At 54.5% G+C, this 18,727-nt stretch carries 15 protein-coding genes and 1 pseudogene; 10 read left to right on the top strand and 6 right to left on the bottom strand.

Going from position 1 to position 18,727, the window contains the following annotated elements:
- Nucleotides 1-535 precede the first annotated feature (535 nt).
- The 5 genes and pseudogenes from ACR0KN_RS06700 to ACR0KN_RS06680 all read left to right on the top strand — a co-directional run.
- Nucleotides 536-1,525 (top strand): AraC family transcriptional regulator, encoded by a 990-nt coding sequence (locus tag ACR0KN_RS06700; RefSeq protein WP_480652325.1) that lies wholly within the window; start codon nucleotides 536-538, stop codon nucleotides 1,523-1,525.
- 93 nt (nucleotides 1,526-1,618) lie between these two features.
- Nucleotides 1,619-3,481 (top strand): cation:proton antiporter domain-containing protein, encoded by a 1,863-nt coding sequence (locus tag ACR0KN_RS06695; RefSeq protein WP_480652323.1) that lies wholly within the window; start codon nucleotides 1,619-1,621, stop codon nucleotides 3,479-3,481.
- A gap of 104 nt (nucleotides 3,482-3,585) precedes the next feature.
- Nucleotides 3,586-5,181, top strand: a complete 1,596-nt coding sequence (locus ACR0KN_RS06690) for an aldehyde dehydrogenase family protein (protein ID WP_480652321.1) — start codon at nucleotides 3,586-3,588, stop codon at nucleotides 5,179-5,181.
- 128 nt (nucleotides 5,182-5,309) lie between these two features.
- Nucleotides 5,310-6,137, top strand: coding sequence for an SDR family oxidoreductase (locus ACR0KN_RS06685; protein ID WP_480652319.1), 828 nt, complete (start codon nucleotides 5,310-5,312; stop codon nucleotides 6,135-6,137).
- Nucleotides 6,138-6,474: 337 nt separating this feature from the next.
- Nucleotides 6,475-6,888: pseudogene (locus ACR0KN_RS06680) on the top strand (integrase core domain-containing protein); the annotation flags it as partial.
- Between the two features lie 93 nt (nucleotides 6,889-6,981).
- Here ACR0KN_RS06680 and ACR0KN_RS06675 read toward each other — a convergent pair.
- The gene (locus ACR0KN_RS06675) at nucleotides 6,982-7,905 is read right to left on the bottom strand and encodes a LysR family transcriptional regulator (protein ID WP_480652317.1); all 924 of its coding nucleotides are present in this window, start codon (nucleotides 7,903-7,905) and stop codon (nucleotides 6,982-6,984) included.
- 98 nt (nucleotides 7,906-8,003) lie between these two features.
- On the opposite strand from ACR0KN_RS06675, the gene ACR0KN_RS06670 reads away from it, so the two are divergent.
- The 5 genes from ACR0KN_RS06670 to ACR0KN_RS06650 are packed head-to-tail and all read left to right on the top strand — an operon-like array spanning nucleotide 8,004 to nucleotide 12,980.
- On the top strand, nucleotides 8,004-9,197 hold the full coding sequence (locus ACR0KN_RS06670) for a CaiB/BaiF CoA transferase family protein (RefSeq protein WP_480652423.1): 1,194 nt from the start codon (nucleotides 8,004-8,006) through the stop codon (nucleotides 9,195-9,197).
- Nucleotides 9,194-10,138 carry a hydroxymethylglutaryl-CoA lyase gene (locus tag ACR0KN_RS06665; protein WP_480652315.1) on the top strand — a complete coding sequence of 315 codons (945 nt, stop codon included), beginning with the start codon at nucleotides 9,194-9,196 and terminating at the stop codon, nucleotides 10,136-10,138. Before ACR0KN_RS06670 ends, ACR0KN_RS06665 begins: the two co-directional genes overlap by 4 nt.
- Before the next feature lie 28 nt (nucleotides 10,139-10,166).
- Entirely contained in the window at nucleotides 10,167-11,165 is a 999-nt protein-coding gene (gene dctP / locus ACR0KN_RS06660; protein ID WP_480652313.1) for a TRAP transporter substrate-binding protein DctP, read from the top strand.
- A 1-nt stretch (nucleotide 11,166) separates the two neighbouring features.
- A complete protein-coding gene (locus ACR0KN_RS06655) occupies nucleotides 11,167-11,697 on the top strand; it encodes a TRAP transporter small permease (RefSeq protein WP_037320495.1) in 531 nt (176 codons plus the stop codon).
- Entirely contained in the window at nucleotides 11,697-12,980 is a 1,284-nt protein-coding gene (locus ACR0KN_RS06650; protein WP_480652311.1) for a TRAP transporter large permease, read from the top strand. Before ACR0KN_RS06655 ends, ACR0KN_RS06650 begins: the two co-directional genes overlap by 1 nt.
- A gap of 255 nt (nucleotides 12,981-13,235) precedes the next feature.
- Here ACR0KN_RS06650 and ACR0KN_RS06645 read toward each other — a convergent pair whose 3' ends face one another.
- From ACR0KN_RS06645 to ACR0KN_RS06625, 5 genes are read right to left on the bottom strand one after another with little or no spacing between them, the layout of a single operon-like run.
- The gene (locus ACR0KN_RS06645) at nucleotides 13,236-14,045 is read right to left on the bottom strand and encodes an NAD-dependent epimerase/dehydratase family protein (protein WP_480652309.1); all 810 of its coding nucleotides are present in this window, start codon (nucleotides 14,043-14,045) and stop codon (nucleotides 13,236-13,238) included.
- Complete coding sequence (locus ACR0KN_RS06640; protein WP_010437234.1) at nucleotides 14,033-14,935, bottom strand: hypothetical protein; 903 nt, start codon at nucleotides 14,933-14,935, stop codon at nucleotides 14,033-14,035. The genes ACR0KN_RS06645 and ACR0KN_RS06640 overlap by 13 nt, the downstream gene beginning before the upstream one ends.
- A gap of 52 nt (nucleotides 14,936-14,987) precedes the next feature.
- The gene (locus ACR0KN_RS06635; RefSeq protein WP_480652307.1) at nucleotides 14,988-15,983 is read right to left on the bottom strand and encodes a substrate-binding domain-containing protein; all 996 of its coding nucleotides are present in this window, start codon (nucleotides 15,981-15,983) and stop codon (nucleotides 14,988-14,990) included.
- Nucleotides 15,984-16,039: 56 nt separating this feature from the next.
- On the bottom strand, nucleotides 16,040-17,026 hold the full coding sequence (locus tag ACR0KN_RS06630) for an ABC transporter permease (RefSeq protein WP_174818509.1): 987 nt from the start codon (nucleotides 17,024-17,026) through the stop codon (nucleotides 16,040-16,042).
- 2 nt (nucleotides 17,027-17,028) lie between these two features.
- Entirely contained in the window at nucleotides 17,029-18,594 is a 1,566-nt protein-coding gene (locus tag ACR0KN_RS06625; RefSeq protein ID WP_170588290.1) for a sugar ABC transporter ATP-binding protein, read from the bottom strand.
- Nucleotides 18,595-18,727: the final 133 nt, after the last annotated feature.

The raw sequence follows: 18,727 nt of genomic DNA, 5'->3' as shown, positions 1-18,727 counted from the left end.
GACCAGGCAATAAATGTAGTCTTTCGGGCCTCGAACGGGTCAGTCGCCGAGACTACGCTTTATCGTAATGACGAACATCGTCTCCATAGCGGTCACTGGCGGAGTTTAGGTTTTATGCGGTGACCAATCTGACTATCGACAACAGTGTGTCCGGCGAGCGCGACTTAGGTTTTACTATATTTGAAGTCGTGGTTCGTTAAGCGTTGCTCAATGTTGTAAGGAACCGGACGCTTTGTGCGCGCAATGCCCAGCGTTCGATTACACTCCAAAAGCCCGATGTTGAACACTCCATAACTCCATAACCCAAATCGTCAGAGCCGTGCGCACGCATAGGACAATCCTTAGTGAAAATTTATTGGGCTACCGGGTCATTTCCCATGGGCAATCAACCGACCAGACAATCACATTGCGCCAAAATACCATCTGAACGTGCCAATTTTCTTTAGGCCTATGGTCCACTTGAAGTGACGCGTACACTAAGGGGTGACCCAAAACCTTGTTATAGGAGGCTAAAACGCCAAACCGCCTTTACCCCATGGCCAAATACATCGCGCAGGTGGCCAAATTACTAAATATTTCACCCGAGCGGATCGCGCGCCGAGCCCGGCTCACCGCAGATTTGACACGCGACGAGCGTGTCGAGTTGACGCCTTCGCAAGTGTTCGATCTTTGGCGAGCTGTTGAAGCTGAAGCCGATCGCCCCGATTTATCGCTCACTTTGGGCAAACTCTTTGCACACGCGCATTTTACACCTGCGATGTTTGCGTTTTCTTGTTCGCCTGATGTTCGGACCGGCCTTCACCGCTTGTCAGTGTTCAAACCACTGATGGCACCGGTAACCCTGAAAGTCTCCGAGGAAGGTGATTACCTGCATGTCGCAATCGGATCAATAGACCCAAAAATTCAAATCCCGCCGCAAATGGTCTGGTTTGAAGCAATCTTTCTGTTGGAATGCATTCGTTGCCACACCATCAAGCATATCGTTCCGGCGCGCATAGAATTACCACTCATTGAACATCCAGGGGATGAAGTGATTTCATACTTAGGATGCGAACCTGAGAGAGGCGCACAGATTTCTCTGCATCGGCAAGATGCTGATCTACTCTTGGTCACCGAGAACGAGGAAACCTGGCCAGAATTCGAGAGGCAACTTCGATACCGAATGGCAGCACAGGAGCCGGAAGCGGTCTTCGTAACTAGGGTTAAGAACGCCCTACGCGAAATGCTGCCATCAGGAGAAGCAAGTATTGAAGCGATCTGCGAAAGGATGGTCATATCCAAACGCACCCTGCAGCGCCAATTGAGTGAAGAAGGCGAAACTTTCAAGAAGGTTCTCGCATCGACGCGCTTGGAACTGGCAATGCACTATCTGAACGAAGAAGATCTAAGCATCGAAGAAATCTCGTTTTTATTGGCATACCGAGAGCCAAACTCATTCTATCGCGCTTTCCAACGCTGGACGGGCAAGACCCCAGCGGAAGCGAGAGGTGTGTCAAAGGTTGAACTGAATTTTCTAAATAAATGAAGTGGCGGGGTTACAACGAGGACAGCACTGTCATCGGGCTGCGCGCGACACATATCAACCTTTTCTGGGAGTTGGAGTTTGTCGGCTGATTTCATGCTCATCACATTTTCATTGTTCTTTGCCGGTGCGATCGCGGTCCCGCTGGCGACGCGGTTTGGCCTGGGGTCCGTCCTTGGCTATTTGATCGCGGGCATTGCGCTCAGCCCCATACTTGGCGCGATCGGAGCAGACGTCATCGCTCTCCAGCATTTCGCCGAGTTCGGCGTTGTAATGATGCTGTTTTTGATCGGCCTGGAAATGAACCCACGCGAGCTTTGGGCGCTTCGCAATCGAATTTTTGTACTTGGAGGCCTGCAGATCGGTCTGACGACCATGGCCTTTGCCTTGATCGCTCTCGTGCTCGGCCAACCCTGGACCGTCTCGCTCGCTATTGGCTTGGTGCTCGCTCTCTCTTCAACGGCGATTGTCAATCAAACCCTGAAGGAGAAAGGCCTGTCACGCTCCGATGGCGGGCAGTCCAGTTTCTCTGTGCTACTCGCACAAGACATCGCTGTGATCCCAATGCTGGCATTGGTACCGCTTCTCGCCCTGCCGGAACTTACCGAAGCGCTTAGCCACGGTTCGGGCCACGCAAACGATCACGGCGGCTCCGGGTTCAACATCTCTCTGGTTGAACATCTCAGCGGTTGGCAGACCGCCATCGTGACGGTCATGGCCATTGGCGGGGTGATTGTGATCGGACAATATCTCGTCACTCCCCTCTTCCGTTTTGTTGCCAGAGCGCGGCTGCGCGAGCTCTTTGTGAGCACAGCCCTCATGGTGGTGCTTGGTATCGCGCTTCTGATGACAATGGTCGGCCTCTCGCCAGCGCTTGGCACGTTCCTCGCCGGTGTTGTTCTCGCAAGCAGCGAATATCGCCACGAGATTGAAAGCGATATTGATCCGTTTCGCGGGCTGTTCCTGGGTGTGTTCTTCATGACGGTTGGCGCCGGCATGGATTTCGATCTGCTCTTTGGCAGTTTCGGATCCATTATGGGTATGACCTTTGGCCTGATAGCGGTCAAAGCCATAATATTGCTTTCTTTAGCACGGATCTTCAAAATCACAGGCAGCGACCGATGGCTCTTTGGGTTGGGGCTCGCGCAGGCTGGTGAGTTCGGCTTTGTTTTGCTCTCCTTCACCGTCGCAAACGCCGTCATCCCTGTCGGTGTTGCTGACACTTTGTTGTTGGTGGTTGCGCTCTCAATGCTCGCGACGCCGCTGATGTTTATCGTCTATGAGCGCTTGATCGTACCGCGCTATATTTCTGATGAGGACACCAACACTGATGAGATCGAAGACCACGCTGGCATTATCATTGCCGGACATGGGCGCGTCGGTGGGATCGTCAATACGGCATTGCGTGCATCCGGCTATGAAACGACTGTTGTTGATTACAGCAGCCAGCAGTTGGAGATGCTGCGCCTTATCGACCTCAAGGTGTACTATGGAGACGCCACGCGCCACGATCTCTTGAAAGCAGCAGGAATTGACGAGGCCAAGCTTTTGATTGTTGCCATTGATGGCAAGGATCAAACCACTGAGCTCGTCCGCTATGTCTGCGAAACGCATCCGAATGTGCATGTGATTGCCCGGGCCTATGACCGCATTCATGTCTTCGATCTTTGGGATGCGGGGTGCCGCGACATTATTCGCGAAACCTATGACGGCTCGATACGCACAGCGCGTTCTGCTTTGGAGGCTCTGGGCCATAGCAAAGAGGTCGCGGAGCGCATGACGGCAGAGTATGACGCGTTCGAAAGAACCCGTATGTTGGAGACGGCCGAGCTCCACAAGCCAGGCGTTGCCATACATGAGAACGAGGAGATGGTCGCCAAGTATCAGGAGACGCAAAGTGAGTGGGAGGCAGAGCTTCGGGACCGTATCCACAGGGCGAAGACAAATCGAGCAGAGTGATCCGTCCTCTTCGGCAAGTCTAATGGCACCAAATGATATTGTTGGCTTTTTGAGCGCTTGTTAAAAATTTCTGCGAATTCAATCTATTACCTAAGGAACTGCTCATGAAAGCGCAGGACGCATTTGACAGCCTCAATCCGACAGCATGGGCCGAAACCTCGGTCGTGGAACGGCTAGCCCTTATTGTGGTGATTCAGGAGAACATCCTGAAATACTGCGATGAATTGGGTGCCGCCGACGCAGCGATGAAGAATGAACAGGTTGGCGCAGTGGGCGTTTCACACTCGGAAGGAATCGTGACGACCGTCAACGCGATGGGCAATACACTGATGGGGATCCGACATCTCTATGAGTCGCTTGTTAACGGAGGACTGCCAGAGCCAATCGCCATCAAGCAATTGCCGGATGATCGCTCTGAGATCGAGGTGTTTCCGCTTTATAAAAAAGACAAGCTGATTGCGGGCAAAGTAAGAGGGTTCCTCCACGTCGCCGGTGAGCCAAAGCAGGTCAACCCGCTCGACAGGCCTGCCGGCATTATCGCTGTCTCAGGAGCAGGCAACTATAGCTCCTCTATCGAGATGGCGATGGCGCTGTTTTTGGAAAACAAAGCCGTAATCCACAAGCCGCACCAGCTCAACGAGGAATCAGATAGAGTGTGGGCGAAGATTTTCGCCCCGCTTATTGAACGCGGCGCGTTGGCCTTCATCGACGGCGATCAAGGACGCGAAATGTCCGCGCTCCAGGGGCTTCACTCGATTTACTTTACCGGATCAACCGGCGTTGCTCATGCGATCCAGAACGCAGCGAGCGCTCCGCTGGTTTCAGAGTGTGGTGGCAATAACCCGTGCCTTATTGTGCCAGGGAAGTGGACTGACAAGGAAATCGAGCATTGGGCGATCCAACTGGCATCAGTGGGTAAGCTCAATGGTGGTGCGGTTTGTGGACGGCCACAAACGATCATCACATCGAGAAACTGGCCACAGCGCGATCAGTTCATCAATGCGCTGCGAAATGCGATCTCTGAGACAACCTTCGGAACCTCTACCTATTATCCGGGCGTTGCAAAGACCAAGGAAGCGTTCCTCGAAAACCAGCCAACCGCAGAGGTGTTAGAACCCGAAGGCGGCAATCACCCGAACAGTGACTTCGTGTTCATTCCGGGCATCGGTGAAGATGATTTTGCGGTCAGCAATGAAGCCTTCTGCCAAATCTTCAGCGAACTTCCATTGGATACAGAAAGCGACGCTGGCGATTTCCTCACCAAAGCCGTGGACTTTTGCAACAATCGTCTGCTCGGCACGCTTGGCTGCATGATGCTGGTGGACAACGACACGTTCAAAGCGAACGAAGCCGCCGTTCACTTGGCCGTTCACGAACTCGACTATGGCGGTATCGCAGTCAACAATGTGCCACCCAATATCTGGCTCAATGCCTATCTGACTTGGGGCGGTTGTGGCGAGTCGACTGAGGACTTCGTTTCCGGGGTTGGCAATTTCGGCAACGGTCTGAACTTTGAGAACGTCGTGAAATCAGTGATTATCGATGATTTTGGGGCGTCTGCCTTCGCATTCACGAACCGAAAGCAAGTGGACCACATGTTGGTGAACGCGTCCAAGTACTCGGTTGATCAAAGCTGGGGCCGGTTCGCCAAGCTCGCAGGACAAATGGCCTTGGACAGCCTGCACGGCAAAGACTTTTGATGACAGCCCATTGATTTAGTCCGGTGGGCATTGCGCCCACCGGGATGACTAAAAATGGCGCGGTCTTTTGTTTGGCACCGCGCCCTATTTCGCCAATCCGGCGAGGCATACATAGACCATGACAGGAGATGAATATGACACAAACAATTCTAATCACAGGGTGCTCCAGCGGCATCGGGCGCATGACCGCCAAGTTCTTTCAGGAGAAGGGCTGGAACGTTGTCGCAACCGTGCGCTCCAACCCAGAAGATGATGACGAGCTGAACGCGTTAGACAATGTGTTGGTGACCGCTCTCGATGTGACCAACGAAGAGACCATCAAAGGAGCGATGGCTGAAGCGATTGAGCGCTTCGGCAAGATCGATGTGCTTTTGAACAATGCTGGTTACGGCGCATATGGCATATTGGAATCCACGCCCGAAAAAGCGATCCGTATGCAGTTCGACGTGAACGTCATCGGTGCGCTGCTGGTCACGAAAAACGTGCTTCCCTACATGCGGGCAGCAGGTGACGGAACCATCATCACCATCTCTTCCATGGGCGGCAAAATCACCTTCCCGCTTGGCACGCTCTATCACGGTTCAAAATTTGCCGTGGAGGGCATGATGGAATCGCTCTCCTACGAGCTTGAGTCTATAGGAATCAAAGTGAAGCTGATCGAGCCAGGAATGATCAATACCAACTTTGCTGAAACAACTGGATCAATGATTAACTATGACCCGGAGCAGGCTGAGTATGGTCCCTTCATGGACAAAGCGCTCGCCGCTATGCAAGCTGCTGGCTCACAAGGATCTGACCCCATTCTGGTGGCAGAAACGATCATGCAGGCCGCCACAGATGGCAGCGATCAATTGCGCTACATCGCAGGCCCGGATGCCGAGCAGGTAATCGCAGCCCGTAAGGCAATGGATGACGCTGAATACCTTGCTATGATGAAAGGACAACTGGGGCTTTAATTTAATCGTGAGCGGCCACTCCAAACCGCTTTTCCCACCTACTTACAGCGCGCGCCCACAGAGTCCACTATCGATGCTGGACACTTAGATCATTCCCCCAGACGACTTTAGCGGACGTTTGGTGACTTTGCAGCATCGGTTAAAGTGGGCTCATCGCAGGCGTTCTCTGCACGTAGGATCAATGACAGCTATCTGAGGGGTTGAAATGATGGTTCGTTTGGTCCGCAGATAGGGCTCGCGCTCAACCAGAGATCGCTTCAGATAACACCCGTTCAGCGACGTTTGCAGTTTGTTATCGAAGTATCAAACATCAATGGTATCCAAATCTGGCGCTCGTTACAGTAGGGAATGCTTGGCAATCAGGGTCGAGCGGAAACTGAACTCGACCGATGTAATCGACGTTCTGACGGATCTGTTCATACTTCGCGGCGCGCCGAGTTTCATACGTTCTGACAATGGGCCGGAATTTGTCGCCCAGGCTGTCCGAGACTGGATTGCTGCCGTCGGCGCCAAGACGGCTTACATCGAACCCGGCAGCCCATGGGAGAACGGATATTGTGAAAGCTTCAATGGCCGGTTCAGGGACGAGCTACTCAACGGCGAAATCTTCTACAGCTTGCGCGAAGCACAAATCCTGATCGAACAATGGAGAAAACACTACAACACAAAACGACCCCACAGTGCTCTGGGTTACCGCCCGCCAGCGCCCGAAACCATCATCCCGATGGATCACAGGCCGATGATGCACTAACAATCAACTTGGACCAGTCAGTTGAGGCTGCTCACGATCATCGGGATAGGACGTCGCGAAGGGCTGCTTGGAACCCATCACGATTTCATGCGACTAACTCGTTAGCGTCGCTTTCCATTGCGGCGCTTCCACCGCTTCAATCGTCAGCTCAATACAAAGCTGACGCACGGCTTCAAAGGCAAAAGTCGCCGGACGATCACTTAATTCTCCAATAAAGAGCGTGCGATTGAGTTTTGGCTTGATAATCGGACGCGTCGTCAATGTGCCCGCGTCAATGTGTTCTTTCATGATAAACTCGGTACCCACGATGCAACCGATGCCAGACAGAAGGGATCCGCTGATTGCGGAGATCGAGTTTATTTGGAACTGCGCGTTCTCTTCGATCCGCCTGAGTAGGGAAGGGTCGTCCATCACAGCTCGGGTGTACAGGCCTTGGCGAAGAATTATCAACGGTAAGTCCAGCAGTGCCTCAAAACTGATTGCATCGGTTCCACCGATAACATCTGGCCGACCCACCAGAACCAACTCCTCTTCCAAGACCGGTTGGAACCTGAAACGCGCGTCAGGAAGTTGGTTGTAGGTTAGGGTCAAATCGACCTCCGAAGACGCAAGCTGTTGGGCGGTAGCCCCGGAAAAGATCTCAGAAAGATGCAGGCGTAGGTTCGGATAGTCTTGTGAAACACGCTGTACCAGGGGCACGCCAATAGCTTTGACAGCCGAATGCGCGAAGCCAACCGAAATCTCACCCGCGACCTCATTCTCAGTTTCTCGGATATCGGTGCTGGCGGCTTGCATGGATCGCAGGATCGCACGCGCGTGTTCATATAATCGAGCACCAGATGCTGTCGGCCGCACGCCCCTTGGCAATCTCTCAAATAGCTGCGTACCAAGTTCGGCTTCGAGATTGGACAGATGCCTGCTTAATGCAGACACAGCGACCCTTTCCCGATCAGCAGCACGAGCCAACGCGCCTTCCTCAAAGATCGCAGCAAAGTATCGGAGTTGCCTGCTGTCCATGCTTTCTCAATATCAGAAAGCAGCCTTATTAACATTGAAATTTTGCAAAGCATACCGATCGGGTAGCTTTGGTTAACGCAAGTCCAACCGGAGCATACATGGTGTCAGACGATTTCAGGCCTTTGCGGGGCATCCGCGTCGTTGAAATGACCCACATGATTATGGGGCCAAGTTGCGGCCAGGTCCTTGCCTATCTTGGTGCTGACGTGATCAAGGTTGAGCCCCCTGCGGGGGACAAAACCCGGCACCTGACCGGAATGGGGCGGGGGTTCTTCCCAAGTTTCAATCGCGGCAAGCGTTCAATTACCTTAGATCTAAAGTCCGAGGCCGGCACGTCGGCGCTGGATCAGCTTCTGGCAACCGCCGATGTTTTCGTTGAGAACTTCCGCGACCAGTCACTTGCCAAGATGGGATTTGCGCCCTCCGCGTTGCGAGGTAAGTACCCCAATTTGATCATCGCATCCTGCAAGGGTTTCCTGCATGGCCCCTATCAGGACCGAACGGCAATGGACGAGGTCGTTCAGATGATGACCGGAATGGCCTATATGACTGGCCCAACGGGTCGTCCCTTGCGCATTGGCTCTTCTGCAAATGACATCATGGGTGGGGTCTTCGGCGCTCTTGCAGTTCTCGGCGCGTTGTTGGAGCGGCAAGAATCCGGAGAGGGTCGGACGATACGCATTGGCCTGTTCGAGAATTGCCTGATGCTTGTCATGCAACACATGGTGCAATTCGATCTGGACGGACACGAACCGGCCCCTATGCCCGAGCGGGAATTTTCCTGGCCGGTCTACGACATCTTCGACACGCGGGACAATCGTCAGATCTTTGTGGGTGCTGTCACTGAGGGCCATTGGCAAATATTGTGCAAAGCAATCAGCTTAGAGCATTTGCTGGAGGATAACCGGCTTCAGACAAAGATGGACCAGATCGAAGCGCGGAACTGGACACTTCCCCTTTTTGCAGAAGCAATCGGCAAACGCGATTTTCCTGAACTGATCGAGATATTTGAAGCTTCGGGCATTCCCTTTTCGCCTATCAATCGTCCTGCCGATATGTATCAGGATCCACATGTCCTGCGCCCCGGCGGTCTGCAACTCTCACACGACGCTGGTGGGCAGGTGTTCCGGGCTCCGGGTTTGCCCATCGAAGTTGATGGCGGGATTCCACATCCGGTTTCACTCGATGTCGCAGATGTCGGCGATGACACTGACACCGTGCTTTCAGAGCTTGGTCTGTCACCTTCGGAAATATCGGCTGCAAGTGGCGCGGCGGATAGGAATTCAACGTGACTCGCCTGTCAGAAATATACCCACCCGATAGGGTCGTATTGCGGGAAGTCGGATTGCGCGACGGTCTGCAGATGGTCCAAAGATATCCCTCAACGGCAGCGAAGGCCGAATGGTTGCGCCGTGAAAGTGACGCGGGTGTTCGGCACTTTGAGATTGGCTCTTTCCTTCCGGCAAGAGCTATGCCGCAATTCGCTGATGTTCGGGACATCATCGACATTTGCCGCAGCCTTAACGTCCATTCGGCAGCGCTTGCCTTGAATGATCGCGGCGCGACGGACGCGGTTCAAACTCCGGTCGGCGAAATCGTCACAGTGGTCTCGGCGACCGAGGAACATAGCCAGGCAAACACACGTCGTACACGTGAGGAAGCAATTGCTCTGGTTGGTAAAACCGTTGAACTGGCAAGAGGCTCAGAAACCTCACCTTTGGTACAGGTCGGCATCGCCATGGCGTTCGGTTGCTCGATTGCTGGCAAAGTCGACCCGGACGATGTGGTGCGCATCGCGGCCGCATGCGCGGAGGCGGGTGTGGACATGATCGGTCTTGCAGACACAGTCGGATTTGCGGGTCCAGATCAGGTGCAAGACCTTGTTGAACGTGTGAAAAACGAACTGGGCGACGTTGCGCTGAGCATTCACCTGCACGACACAAGGGGAATGGGGATCGCCAATGCGTCTGCCGCCCTCGACGCTGGCATCCGGGTGATCGATGGCTCGCTGGCGGGGCTCGGGGGCTGCCCCTTTGCCCCAGGCGCAACAGGGAACGTGGTATTCGAGGACCTTGTATATCTCTGTGAACGCAAAGGTTTTGCAACCGGCATCGACTTGGAAAAGCTGATGTCTGTGCGAGAGGTCGCCGCGTCTGAAATGCCTGACGAACAACTCTTCGGTGCATTGCCACGCTCCGGAACACCGCGCCAGATCAGCTGGCGCGCCGATTAAACAACAAGATAATAAAGTGGAGGAGAACATGAACATTTTCAGAACTGCAGCGGCCGCGCTATTGGCCGCAACTTCGGTAGGCAGCGCGGCCTATGCCGAGGCAACCGAGATGCGCTGCAGCCACCAGTTGCCACCTGCGCACCATATCGCAAAGGTCATCGACCAATGGGCCGAAGAGATTGAGACCCTGTCGAACGGAGAAATCGACGTTCAAATCTTTGGTGCCAACAGCCTTGTAGGCGCGCGTGAGAACATTGCATCGGTGGCCAAAGGCAACATTGAATGCGCGTTCTCGATCAACCCGCAATGGGGTAAAACCCTGCCGATCATGAACGTGACACTGAAGCCTTATGCCGTCACTGATCCGGAGACGCTTGCCGCTTGGCCGGATAGCGAAGCGGCTGCGTTTCTGGATCAGAAGCTGCTTGAAAAAGGTGTGCAGAACGCGGTCTGGCTGTTCACAACACGGATGACAGCGTTGACGTCGAAGGGATCGCCGCTGGTCAATCCGGAAGATTTCGAAGGTGTGAAGATAAGGGGCCTGAACCCGGTGGCGGATGAGGGGCTTGTCGCAATGGGGGCCGCGCCTTCAGCGATGTCTGGCTCGAAAGTGTACGAAGCGCTCTCAACTGGAGTGATCGATGCGGGCATGACTGATATCGCCGCCGCCTATTCGCGCAAATATTTTGAAGTCCAGGACCACGTGACGGTGGTCCCGCTGTTTAGTGTGTTCTTCCACGGCTACCTTAACCCGGCTTGGTATGATGGTCTGACGGATGCACAGAAGGCCGCAATAGCCGAGGCGGGAGCCAAAGCGGCAGAATGGGCAGTTGCCGCGTCCGAAGAAGCATCTGCCGCTGCACCCGAGCAGCTGGCTGACAATGGCATGAAGGTGCATTTCCAGACGCCTGAGGAAGAAGCTGCCTGGAAAGAGTTAATGGTACCGGCTTTCGACAAATCGTTTGGCGATGCAACCGGTGAGGACGGCGTCAAACTGCTTGAGCTGGTCGGTCAAATTTCGAACTGACATGAAGCAGGATCATGAAATTGACACCTCTGAGGCCTTGCCGGTTTCAGGGGTGGAGCGCGCGGTGCGTCTGGTTACGCTATCTGGGGCAGGTATCGCCGCGTTGCTGGTGCTCGTCGTATTCGGGGTCGTGAGCTACAGCGTCTTCATGCGCTATATCCTTGGCACACCGATCACTTTTTCCGATGAACTCAACGGCTTTATCGTCGTGGCAATGGTTGCCCTCGGAGCGGGAGAGGTCCTTTTGCGCGGCGAACATTTCGGGGTCGACCTGCTGACTGAGCGTGCTGGTCCTCGAACTCAATGGTTGGTCGAGATTTGGGGGATGATAGGTGTGATCCTGGTCGCTGCGGCTATTCTCTACAGCGCGGTGATTATGGTGCAGTTCTCATACGATTTCGGCATCTATTCAGATGGATATCTGAGCGTCCAGATGTGGATTCCGCAAGGCTTTCTACTTATCGGCATGATCATTCTGATCCTTGCGGCGCTTGCTCGCATATTTACGCTTCTGACGGTTCGCCGACTATGATGACGTTTTTGATTTTGGCCGGGCTGATTGTCCTCTTGCTCACCGGGATGCCAATCTTTGCCGGGCTTGGGCTGACGTCGCTGATCATAATGATGCTGACAGAAGGCAACGTGAACAGCGCGGCCGATACGGTTTTTGCCAAACTGAACAACGGCCTTTTGACGGCCATACCGATGTTTGCCTTCATGGCGCACGTGATGATCCGTGCTGGCGTGGTTAAGGATCTTTACGATGCAGCAAATGCGATAGTCGGCCATTTGCGTGGTGGTCTTGGAGTCGCCACGATCCTCTCCTGCACCATTTTCGCAGCCATTTCCGGTTCGTCTGTTGCCACGGCGCTTACTATTGGTTCGACGGCCATCCCGCAGATGAAGCGCTTCAACTACAGCCCGAGCTATTCATACGGTGTGATTGCAGCGGGCGGTACGCTCGGGATTTTAATCCCTCCCTCTGGACCTCTTATTCTCTATGCCATCGTAACCGAGGCTTCGATCGGAGCTCTTTTCCTGGCCGGGTTGGTGCCGGGTATCATGATGGCTGTCATTTTCGCGATCTGGGCGATGGTCAGCGCAGGGTTTGGGGGCGCAGTAGTTTCCCAACCATTTGCAGGCATGGGCGTGATCTGGGCACGTATGAGGCAATCGATCTGGGCCTTGTTGATGCCACCGGTGGTATTGGGCGGGATCTACCTCGGAATTTTTACGGCCACTGAAGCCGCTTCTATTGGTTGCCTATATGCTCTGTTCATCAGCGTAGTGGTTTACCGCAATTTCGGTCTGTACGACCTTTGGGTGACCGCGTTTGAGACAGTGCGCACAACGGCGATGCTGTTCATGATCCTCGCTTCTGCGGCGCTGTTTGGTCACGCCGTAACCATCATTCGCCTGCCCATCGAGATCGTCGAACAAGTGACGGCAATCGGCCTCAGCCCCGCCATGTTCGTCGTAGCCGTTATGCTGCTCATTCTGGTGCTGGGCATGTTTTTGGAGACCATATCGATCATCCTGATTACGACGCCAATCGTTTTTCCTGTCATGCTGGCATTGGGGATCGACCCGATATGGTACGGCATCCTGCTAATGATCAATCTCGAACTGGCGCTGATCACACCTCCTGTCGGGATGAACCTCTTCGTTATCAAAGGTATTGCGAAAGCCCCTTTGTCGGAGGTCATTCGCGGAGCCTTGCCCTATGCCGCGCTAATGCTACTGGGCCTGCTCCTGGTCTTTGCAATCCCACCTTTGTCCACGTGGCTTCCCGAGGCGGCGGGGTTCGGCGGCTAAGAAACGCGATTTGGAAGGCCCTTGGGCACTACCCTCCCACGTCTCAACAGGATAGGACCCCGTGGTTGACACCCGTTCAGCGATGTTCGCAGTTTGTCATCGTATTATCAAACATCCAATGGTTGCGGAATCTGACGTTCGTTATGTCGCTCTCCGTCAACCGCAAATCGGACAACGCTGACCATTTCAGTGCTTGCTTCAAAGCTAGGTTTCGGAAATTGAATGCGAGACGCAACAATGTCCGGGCCTTATACTCTACCAATCTGGAAAACGTGTCGTGAAATAGCTCGGGAGCCGGACTGTAAACAGCCGCTGCAGCATGGATCTCAAGGAAATGCCCACTGTTATTTTTGCGGGGCTTCCATCCTCTGGAGAGTAGCCAATCGCTTGTCGTGTTTCGGTGATGTCCCAGCGCATACCTGGGTTATCTGACATTAGGTTCAGGGCTGCGAAGGAAATGTCCTTGGCATCTATTGCGGCGCGCATTCCGCCTAGAAAGTCCCGATCACTCAACCACATCTCCTGACCCCATCGGCCCATCGCCATATGTGTGCCGGGTTGGTTGTCGTGAGTCCATTGTGTCCAGCCGATGCGCAAGCAGATGACCGACAGTCCGTGATGCTCGGCGAAATAGGCCCCTGTCCGTTCACAGAACAGCTTTGACATGCCGTAGGCGTTTACTGGCCCTGGTGGTGCCGCGCTGTTGAGCACCTCATGCGTGAACCTTTTGTCGCCGTGAACCCAGTTGGAGCTGGCAAGAACCACGCGGCTGACGCCCATGGCTACCGCATGGTGATAGAGAAAAAGCGTTGCATCCATATTGTGTTTGATCGCGGACGCCCAAGTGGCGGAGGGCTCTCGGTCTCCGGCAAGATGCACGATAACGTCCACTCCCTTTAGCAAACTGATCCAACTGCTGTCGTCGGACAGGTCTGCTGTGTGAATGTCGGGATGATCAACGGGACGGATGTCGATGCCAGAGACGGTGTAATCGGAGTCGCTTTCTAGCGCGTTGAAGAGTTTGCGGCCGAGATGCCCGCCTGCGCCTGTAATCAAGACATGCATGACAGGAACTCCTTGTTGTTTGTGAGCCCCAATCGCATTTGGGTTGCATCTTCATCCGTCAAGACGCGGAACGTCTGCCGAAAACTCAGCGTTTCATTCGGTGCGAGCTTGCGTGCCGGGGAGTGCCACTCCGCTTCGCAATAGGCGTAATCGGCTGAATTAAAGACCTCAAACGGATAGTCGTGTGCAAATTGATCGCTCTTTTGAGGTTCTGGTACTGAGCACATCAGCAAAGGGGTATCAGAGCCGCACCGTATCAATGTACGACCGTTGGGGTTCGGTAGCCCGACCTTGAATTCCTGCTGTCTGTTGCAATCCACGACAATGCCGTTGCCGTGCGTAGCTATCATCCCTTCGGCAGAGCCAAAAACAGGATAAAATGCAGGGTCTTCCAATTCGACACCGACCTTGGTGGGTGTGTTAAGCATCATGACTGACCAAATGCCGGTCAGGCGCGAGGAGGTCCCATGGTTGACCACGATGTGTTCTATTTCCCAGCTTTCCGCCGAGGTCAGCGTGATGCGGCGCGACACTGACAAGTGCGAGGTCGGGCATACTGCGCTGGTCATGTCGATACGAGTGCTGCTTCTTGAAGTGATCTGGTAAGCGCCGCTGTCCAACACGGGAAACGGAGCGCCGTTTACCCAGGATGCATCTGGGGCGATCCACGTCTTCTCGCCGCCCCAGAGCGGGAAACCAAATTGTGGAGAGCGTGTGGGCAGATAAGTAAGCCGCGTGTCATCGACCTCCAACCCGTCGAGATCTTTGTTTTGAAATAGGAGGGAGCGCCCCTGGAAATTCACATCCCATAAGCGGCCCCCGATGCCGGGCAGGAGTGTCAGCTGCAGATCGTTTTGCTGCAGGTGAAGAACGCTCCATCTGTCCGACATGTACCCCCTCCTATCGGTTTCCCGGAGCGATAGAATGCACCGGGACAATCCCTTAGGTGTGCTTGAACTGGACGACGTTTTCGGCAGTGATCGGCATAACCCCGGTTTCAACACGCTCTGGCAAAGGATTGATGCCAGCCGCCTTCCAATCGGGCAAGACCTTCAGCGCGTCAGTGTTCTGCCAATGCATCATGTGGAAGGCGAGAAAGATCTCCAGATAGGATTTCTGAGCCACAGCGCCGTGAATTGTGCCGTCTTCGATATAGGGAAGCATATCATCATTTCGGTCCATCGCGACGATCTTGATGTCCTTGCGTCCCGCCTCATTGACTGCAATTGCCGCGCCTTTGCCGCTGTCGCCGTCCGTGCCGCCAATGCCAACAATATCCGGGTTCGCCTGAATTGCCTGAAGGTAGGCTGTCGGCGCATAGGACGGGTCGGCCTTATCGTTGACGACGTCGACGACCTCGATATCCGGGTATTTCTCGGCAAAGATTTGTTTGTACCCTTCGACACGCTCCAATGTGGAAGGGGCAGGGAAAGTGCCGAGGATAACTTTGCCTTTCCCGCCAATCGCTTGCGCGAGCATTTCACCGCCGACACGTCCTGCCTGAACGCCGTTGATACCAAGGAATGTGGACCGGGGACTGTCGGGAATATCGCCAATACAACATGTGACCGGAATGCCCGCCTCGACCGCACGTTCGACGCCGGGAGCCAGAGTGGCCGGATCACCGGGGAAGATAAGGATGCCTGCGGGACGTCTTGCGATCAGTTCATCCAATTGGCGTGCTTGCGCGGCCGTGTCGAAATCCAACGGGCCGGTGAATGTGGCCTTGATGCCCATTAACTCTTCAAGGTCTTCCATCGCATTGCGATAGTCCACCCAGAACGGCACCTGCGTTACGATGGACAGGAACACATACTCTTTGCCGGCCGCTTGTGCTATGGCTTCTTTGGACAGCATGGGCAGTCCGAACGCTGCGGCCAATCCAGCGGTGGTACCCGCTGTCAGCAGCCTGCGCCGATTCACATTCAATTCAGTCATCGTAGTCTCCCTGTTTTGGATCTTTGGTTGTTGTTGGGTTTTGGAAAGCCTATGGATTAGCCCCGTTTGCTTCGGATCAGCATGTCCAAGGCCACCGCTGTAACGAGCACACCGCCGATGACGATCATCTGCCAGTAGATCGATACGGCCAGCATCGTCATAGTGTTGTTGATCAACGCGACAAAAACGACGCCGAGGAAAGCACCGAGAATAGTACCTTCGCCGCCGCGTAGGGATGCGCCACCGATGACCGCAGCCGCCAGAACCTGAAGTTCGATACCGTTGCCTGCCGTGGGCGTACCGCTCATCAGGCGGGAGGCCAGCAATACACCCGCCAAAGCAGCCAGAATACCGGTCAGTGCGTACAGAATGATACGCACGCGTGTGACATGGATGCCTGACAACATCGCGGCCTTTTCATTGGCGCCGATGAAATAGACCTGACGGAAAAAGCGTGTATGGCGGACGGCCAGGTCAAACAGGACGACGAGCAGAATGGTGAACAAGACGATTACCGGAAAGCCGCCTATGTCAGCTTTACCGATCCAGGCAAATGATGCCGGCAGGCTTGAGACAGAGAAACCTTCCGTCAGGACAAGAGCGATGCCTCGCGCAATCGACATCGTGCCGAGGGTTGCGATAAGCGGATTGATCCCGAGGCCGGTCACCAGCAAACCGTTCACTACGCCGACAATTCCACCCAGCACCAATCCGCATACAACAGCGAGCGGAATTGGCATGCCGGTCAAAAGCAGCATGGCTACGACGGTAGAAGACAAGGCCATTACCGACCCGACGGAAAGATCGAACCCGCCAGAGGCAAGCAAGATCGCCATACCGATCACGATGATCGCGGTCGGGGCCATGCCCACGGCCACGGCTCGAAAGTTCGAGAAGCTGAGGAAATAGGGATTAACGTTGGACATCACGATGATGATGGCGGCGATCAGAACGATCAGCGTCAGTTCACGAATATCGACAAAAGCTTGTAGAACACGGCGCAGCAGCGGACGCTTCATGGGCAAGTTGGCTTGAGCGGTCATGGTCACGTCGCGACTCCTGATTGATTGGTTTGGGGTGCGTCCACAATTGGAACGGAATTTCCAGCAGCCATTTGAAGAAGCGTGGTTTCGGTTGCCTCAGCGGCTGCGATGTCTCCCATGAGGCGACCGTCGTGGACGACTAGGATACGGGTCGAGAGAGAGACCAGTTCGGGAAAATCGGATGACACGACGAGGATGGCCATTCCCTCGGCTGCTCGACGCAAAAGTTCCGTGTGGATTTGGAATTTGGCTCCGACATCGACCCCTTTTGTGGGCTCCTCAATGATCAGAAGAGCTGGCGCGCGTTTGAGCCACTTGGCCAACATAATCTTTTGCTGATTGCCCCCTGAGAGATCACCAACAAGTTCGTTAATCCCGCTGGTTTTGACACTGAATGCGTCAATGGCTGTTTGGCTGGCTGCTTTGATCGAGCCCGAACGCATGAACCCAGCAGACGCATGATCGGAAAGACTGGCCGCGATCAGGTTGTCGCTGAGTGATTGTTCCAGAAAGAGGCCTTCAGTCTTGCGTTCCTCGGGAACAAACCCGACCCCAGCACGCATTGCCTGCCGCAAGGACGCAAAGTTAACAGGCTTACCGTGCAGTCTGATCTCCCCGGTCGCGCCATGCATTAACCCGACAATCGATCGAACAATCTCGCTGCGGCGAGCGCCCATCAACCCTGCCATCCCTACAATCTCTCCGGCTTTAATGGAGAAAGAAATGTCTTCGAATTCATCTGGATGGGTTAATTCTTGGACATGCAAAACCTCTTCGCCGTTAACCTTACCTGACCGCGTGACATCACCGGGGTGAGCGCCGCCGATCATCTCGGCGACGACTTGTTCCTGAGAAGTTTCCGAAACCGGTAAAGTGCTGATGTGGCGCCCATCTCGCAAAACGGTAATGCGATCCGAGATCTGGAAAATCTCGGCCATATGGTGGCTGACATAGACGATGCCAATCCCTTTCTTTGTCAGGGACTTTAGGACTTCGAATAGTGCGTCTACTTCGTCGGGTGCCAATGCTGATGTCGGTTCATCCAGCAAAAGGACGCGGGAATTCAACGACAGCGCCTTGGCGATTTCAACAATCTGGCGGGAGCTTATTGGCAAGTTTTCCACGGGTGTTGAGACGTCGATATCCAGACCGAATTCCGCCAGTAACGCCTCCGCACGGCGGCGCAGTTCAGGCCAGTCAACTACGCCAAACCGGGTGGGTACGCGCCCCGCGTAGATGTTTTCCGCAACAGAGAGCGCGCCAGCGAGGCTGAGTTCTTGAAAAACACAGCCGATGCCCAGGGATTGCGCGTGTGATGGGCTTTCGACCCGCTGTTCCTTGCCGTCGCACAGGATACGCCCAGCAGAAGGTTGGTGAAGTCCATAAAACAGGCCGAGACAAGTGGATTTTCCGGCGCCGTTTTCCCCGCATAGCGCGTGAACTTCGCCGGGTCTCAATTCAAAGTCAACGCCATCCAAAACAATGTTCGTGCCGAAGCTCTTGCCAACCCGATCCAGCTGGATCAGTGGCTGTAGCCCCGGTGAGTCAGGTTTCATTGCTGGCGTCATACAAGCTTCCTCCCGCCTTTTGATTGGCATCTGATATCTCAGATGTCAACTGAAAAAGAAAAGACCGTGAGGTGCCCAAAAGAAAGGGGCGGCGCCGTTCTGGCCCGCCCCCGTCACAACGAAGCTACGTTTT

The sequence above is a fragment of the Ruegeria sp. AP7 genome (assembly GCF_056539905.1).
The sequence above is the reverse complement of the archived record's forward strand: the minus strand, read 5'-3'. Positions and strand labels throughout refer to the sequence as shown.

Excerpts from the sequence above, each read along its gene's own strand:
- ACR0KN_RS06700 (WP_480652325.1), top strand. The coding sequence starts at position 536 with ATGGCCAAATACATCGCGCAGGTGGCCAAATTACTAAATATTTCACCC.
- ACR0KN_RS06695 (WP_480652323.1), top strand. The coding sequence starts at position 1,619 with ATGCTCATCACATTTTCATTGTTCTTTGCCGGTGCGATCGCGGTCCCG.
- ACR0KN_RS06690 (WP_480652321.1), top strand. The coding sequence starts at position 3,586 with ATGAAAGCGCAGGACGCATTTGACAGCCTCAATCCGACAGCATGGGCC.
- ACR0KN_RS06685 (WP_480652319.1), top strand. The coding sequence starts at position 5,310 with ATGAATATGACACAAACAATTCTAATCACAGGGTGCTCCAGCGGCATC.
- ACR0KN_RS06675 (WP_480652317.1), bottom strand. The coding sequence starts at position 7,905 with ATGGACAGCAGGCAACTCCGATACTTTGCTGCGATCTTTGAGGAAGGC.
- ACR0KN_RS06670 (WP_480652423.1), top strand. The coding sequence starts at position 8,004 with ATGGTGTCAGACGATTTCAGGCCTTTGCGGGGCATCCGCGTCGTTGAA.
- dctP (WP_480652313.1), top strand. The coding sequence starts at position 10,167 with ATGAACATTTTCAGAACTGCAGCGGCCGCGCTATTGGCCGCAACTTCG.
- ACR0KN_RS06655 (WP_037320495.1), top strand. The coding sequence starts at position 11,167 with ATGAAGCAGGATCATGAAATTGACACCTCTGAGGCCTTGCCGGTTTCA.
- ACR0KN_RS06650 (WP_480652311.1), top strand. The coding sequence starts at position 11,697 with ATGACGTTTTTGATTTTGGCCGGGCTGATTGTCCTCTTGCTCACCGGG.
- ACR0KN_RS06645 (WP_480652309.1), bottom strand. The coding sequence starts at position 14,045 with ATGCATGTCTTGATTACAGGCGCAGGCGGGCATCTCGGCCGCAAACTC.
- ACR0KN_RS06640 (WP_010437234.1), bottom strand. The coding sequence starts at position 14,935 with ATGTCGGACAGATGGAGCGTTCTTCACCTGCAGCAAAACGATCTGCAG.
- ACR0KN_RS06635 (WP_480652307.1), bottom strand. The coding sequence starts at position 15,983 with ATGACTGAATTGAATGTGAATCGGCGCAGGCTGCTGACAGCGGGTACC.
- ACR0KN_RS06630 (WP_174818509.1), bottom strand. The coding sequence starts at position 17,026 with ATGACCGCTCAAGCCAACTTGCCCATGAAGCGTCCGCTGCTGCGCCGT.
- ACR0KN_RS06625 (WP_170588290.1), bottom strand. The coding sequence starts at position 18,594 with ATGACGCCAGCAATGAAACCTGACTCACCGGGGCTACAGCCACTGATC.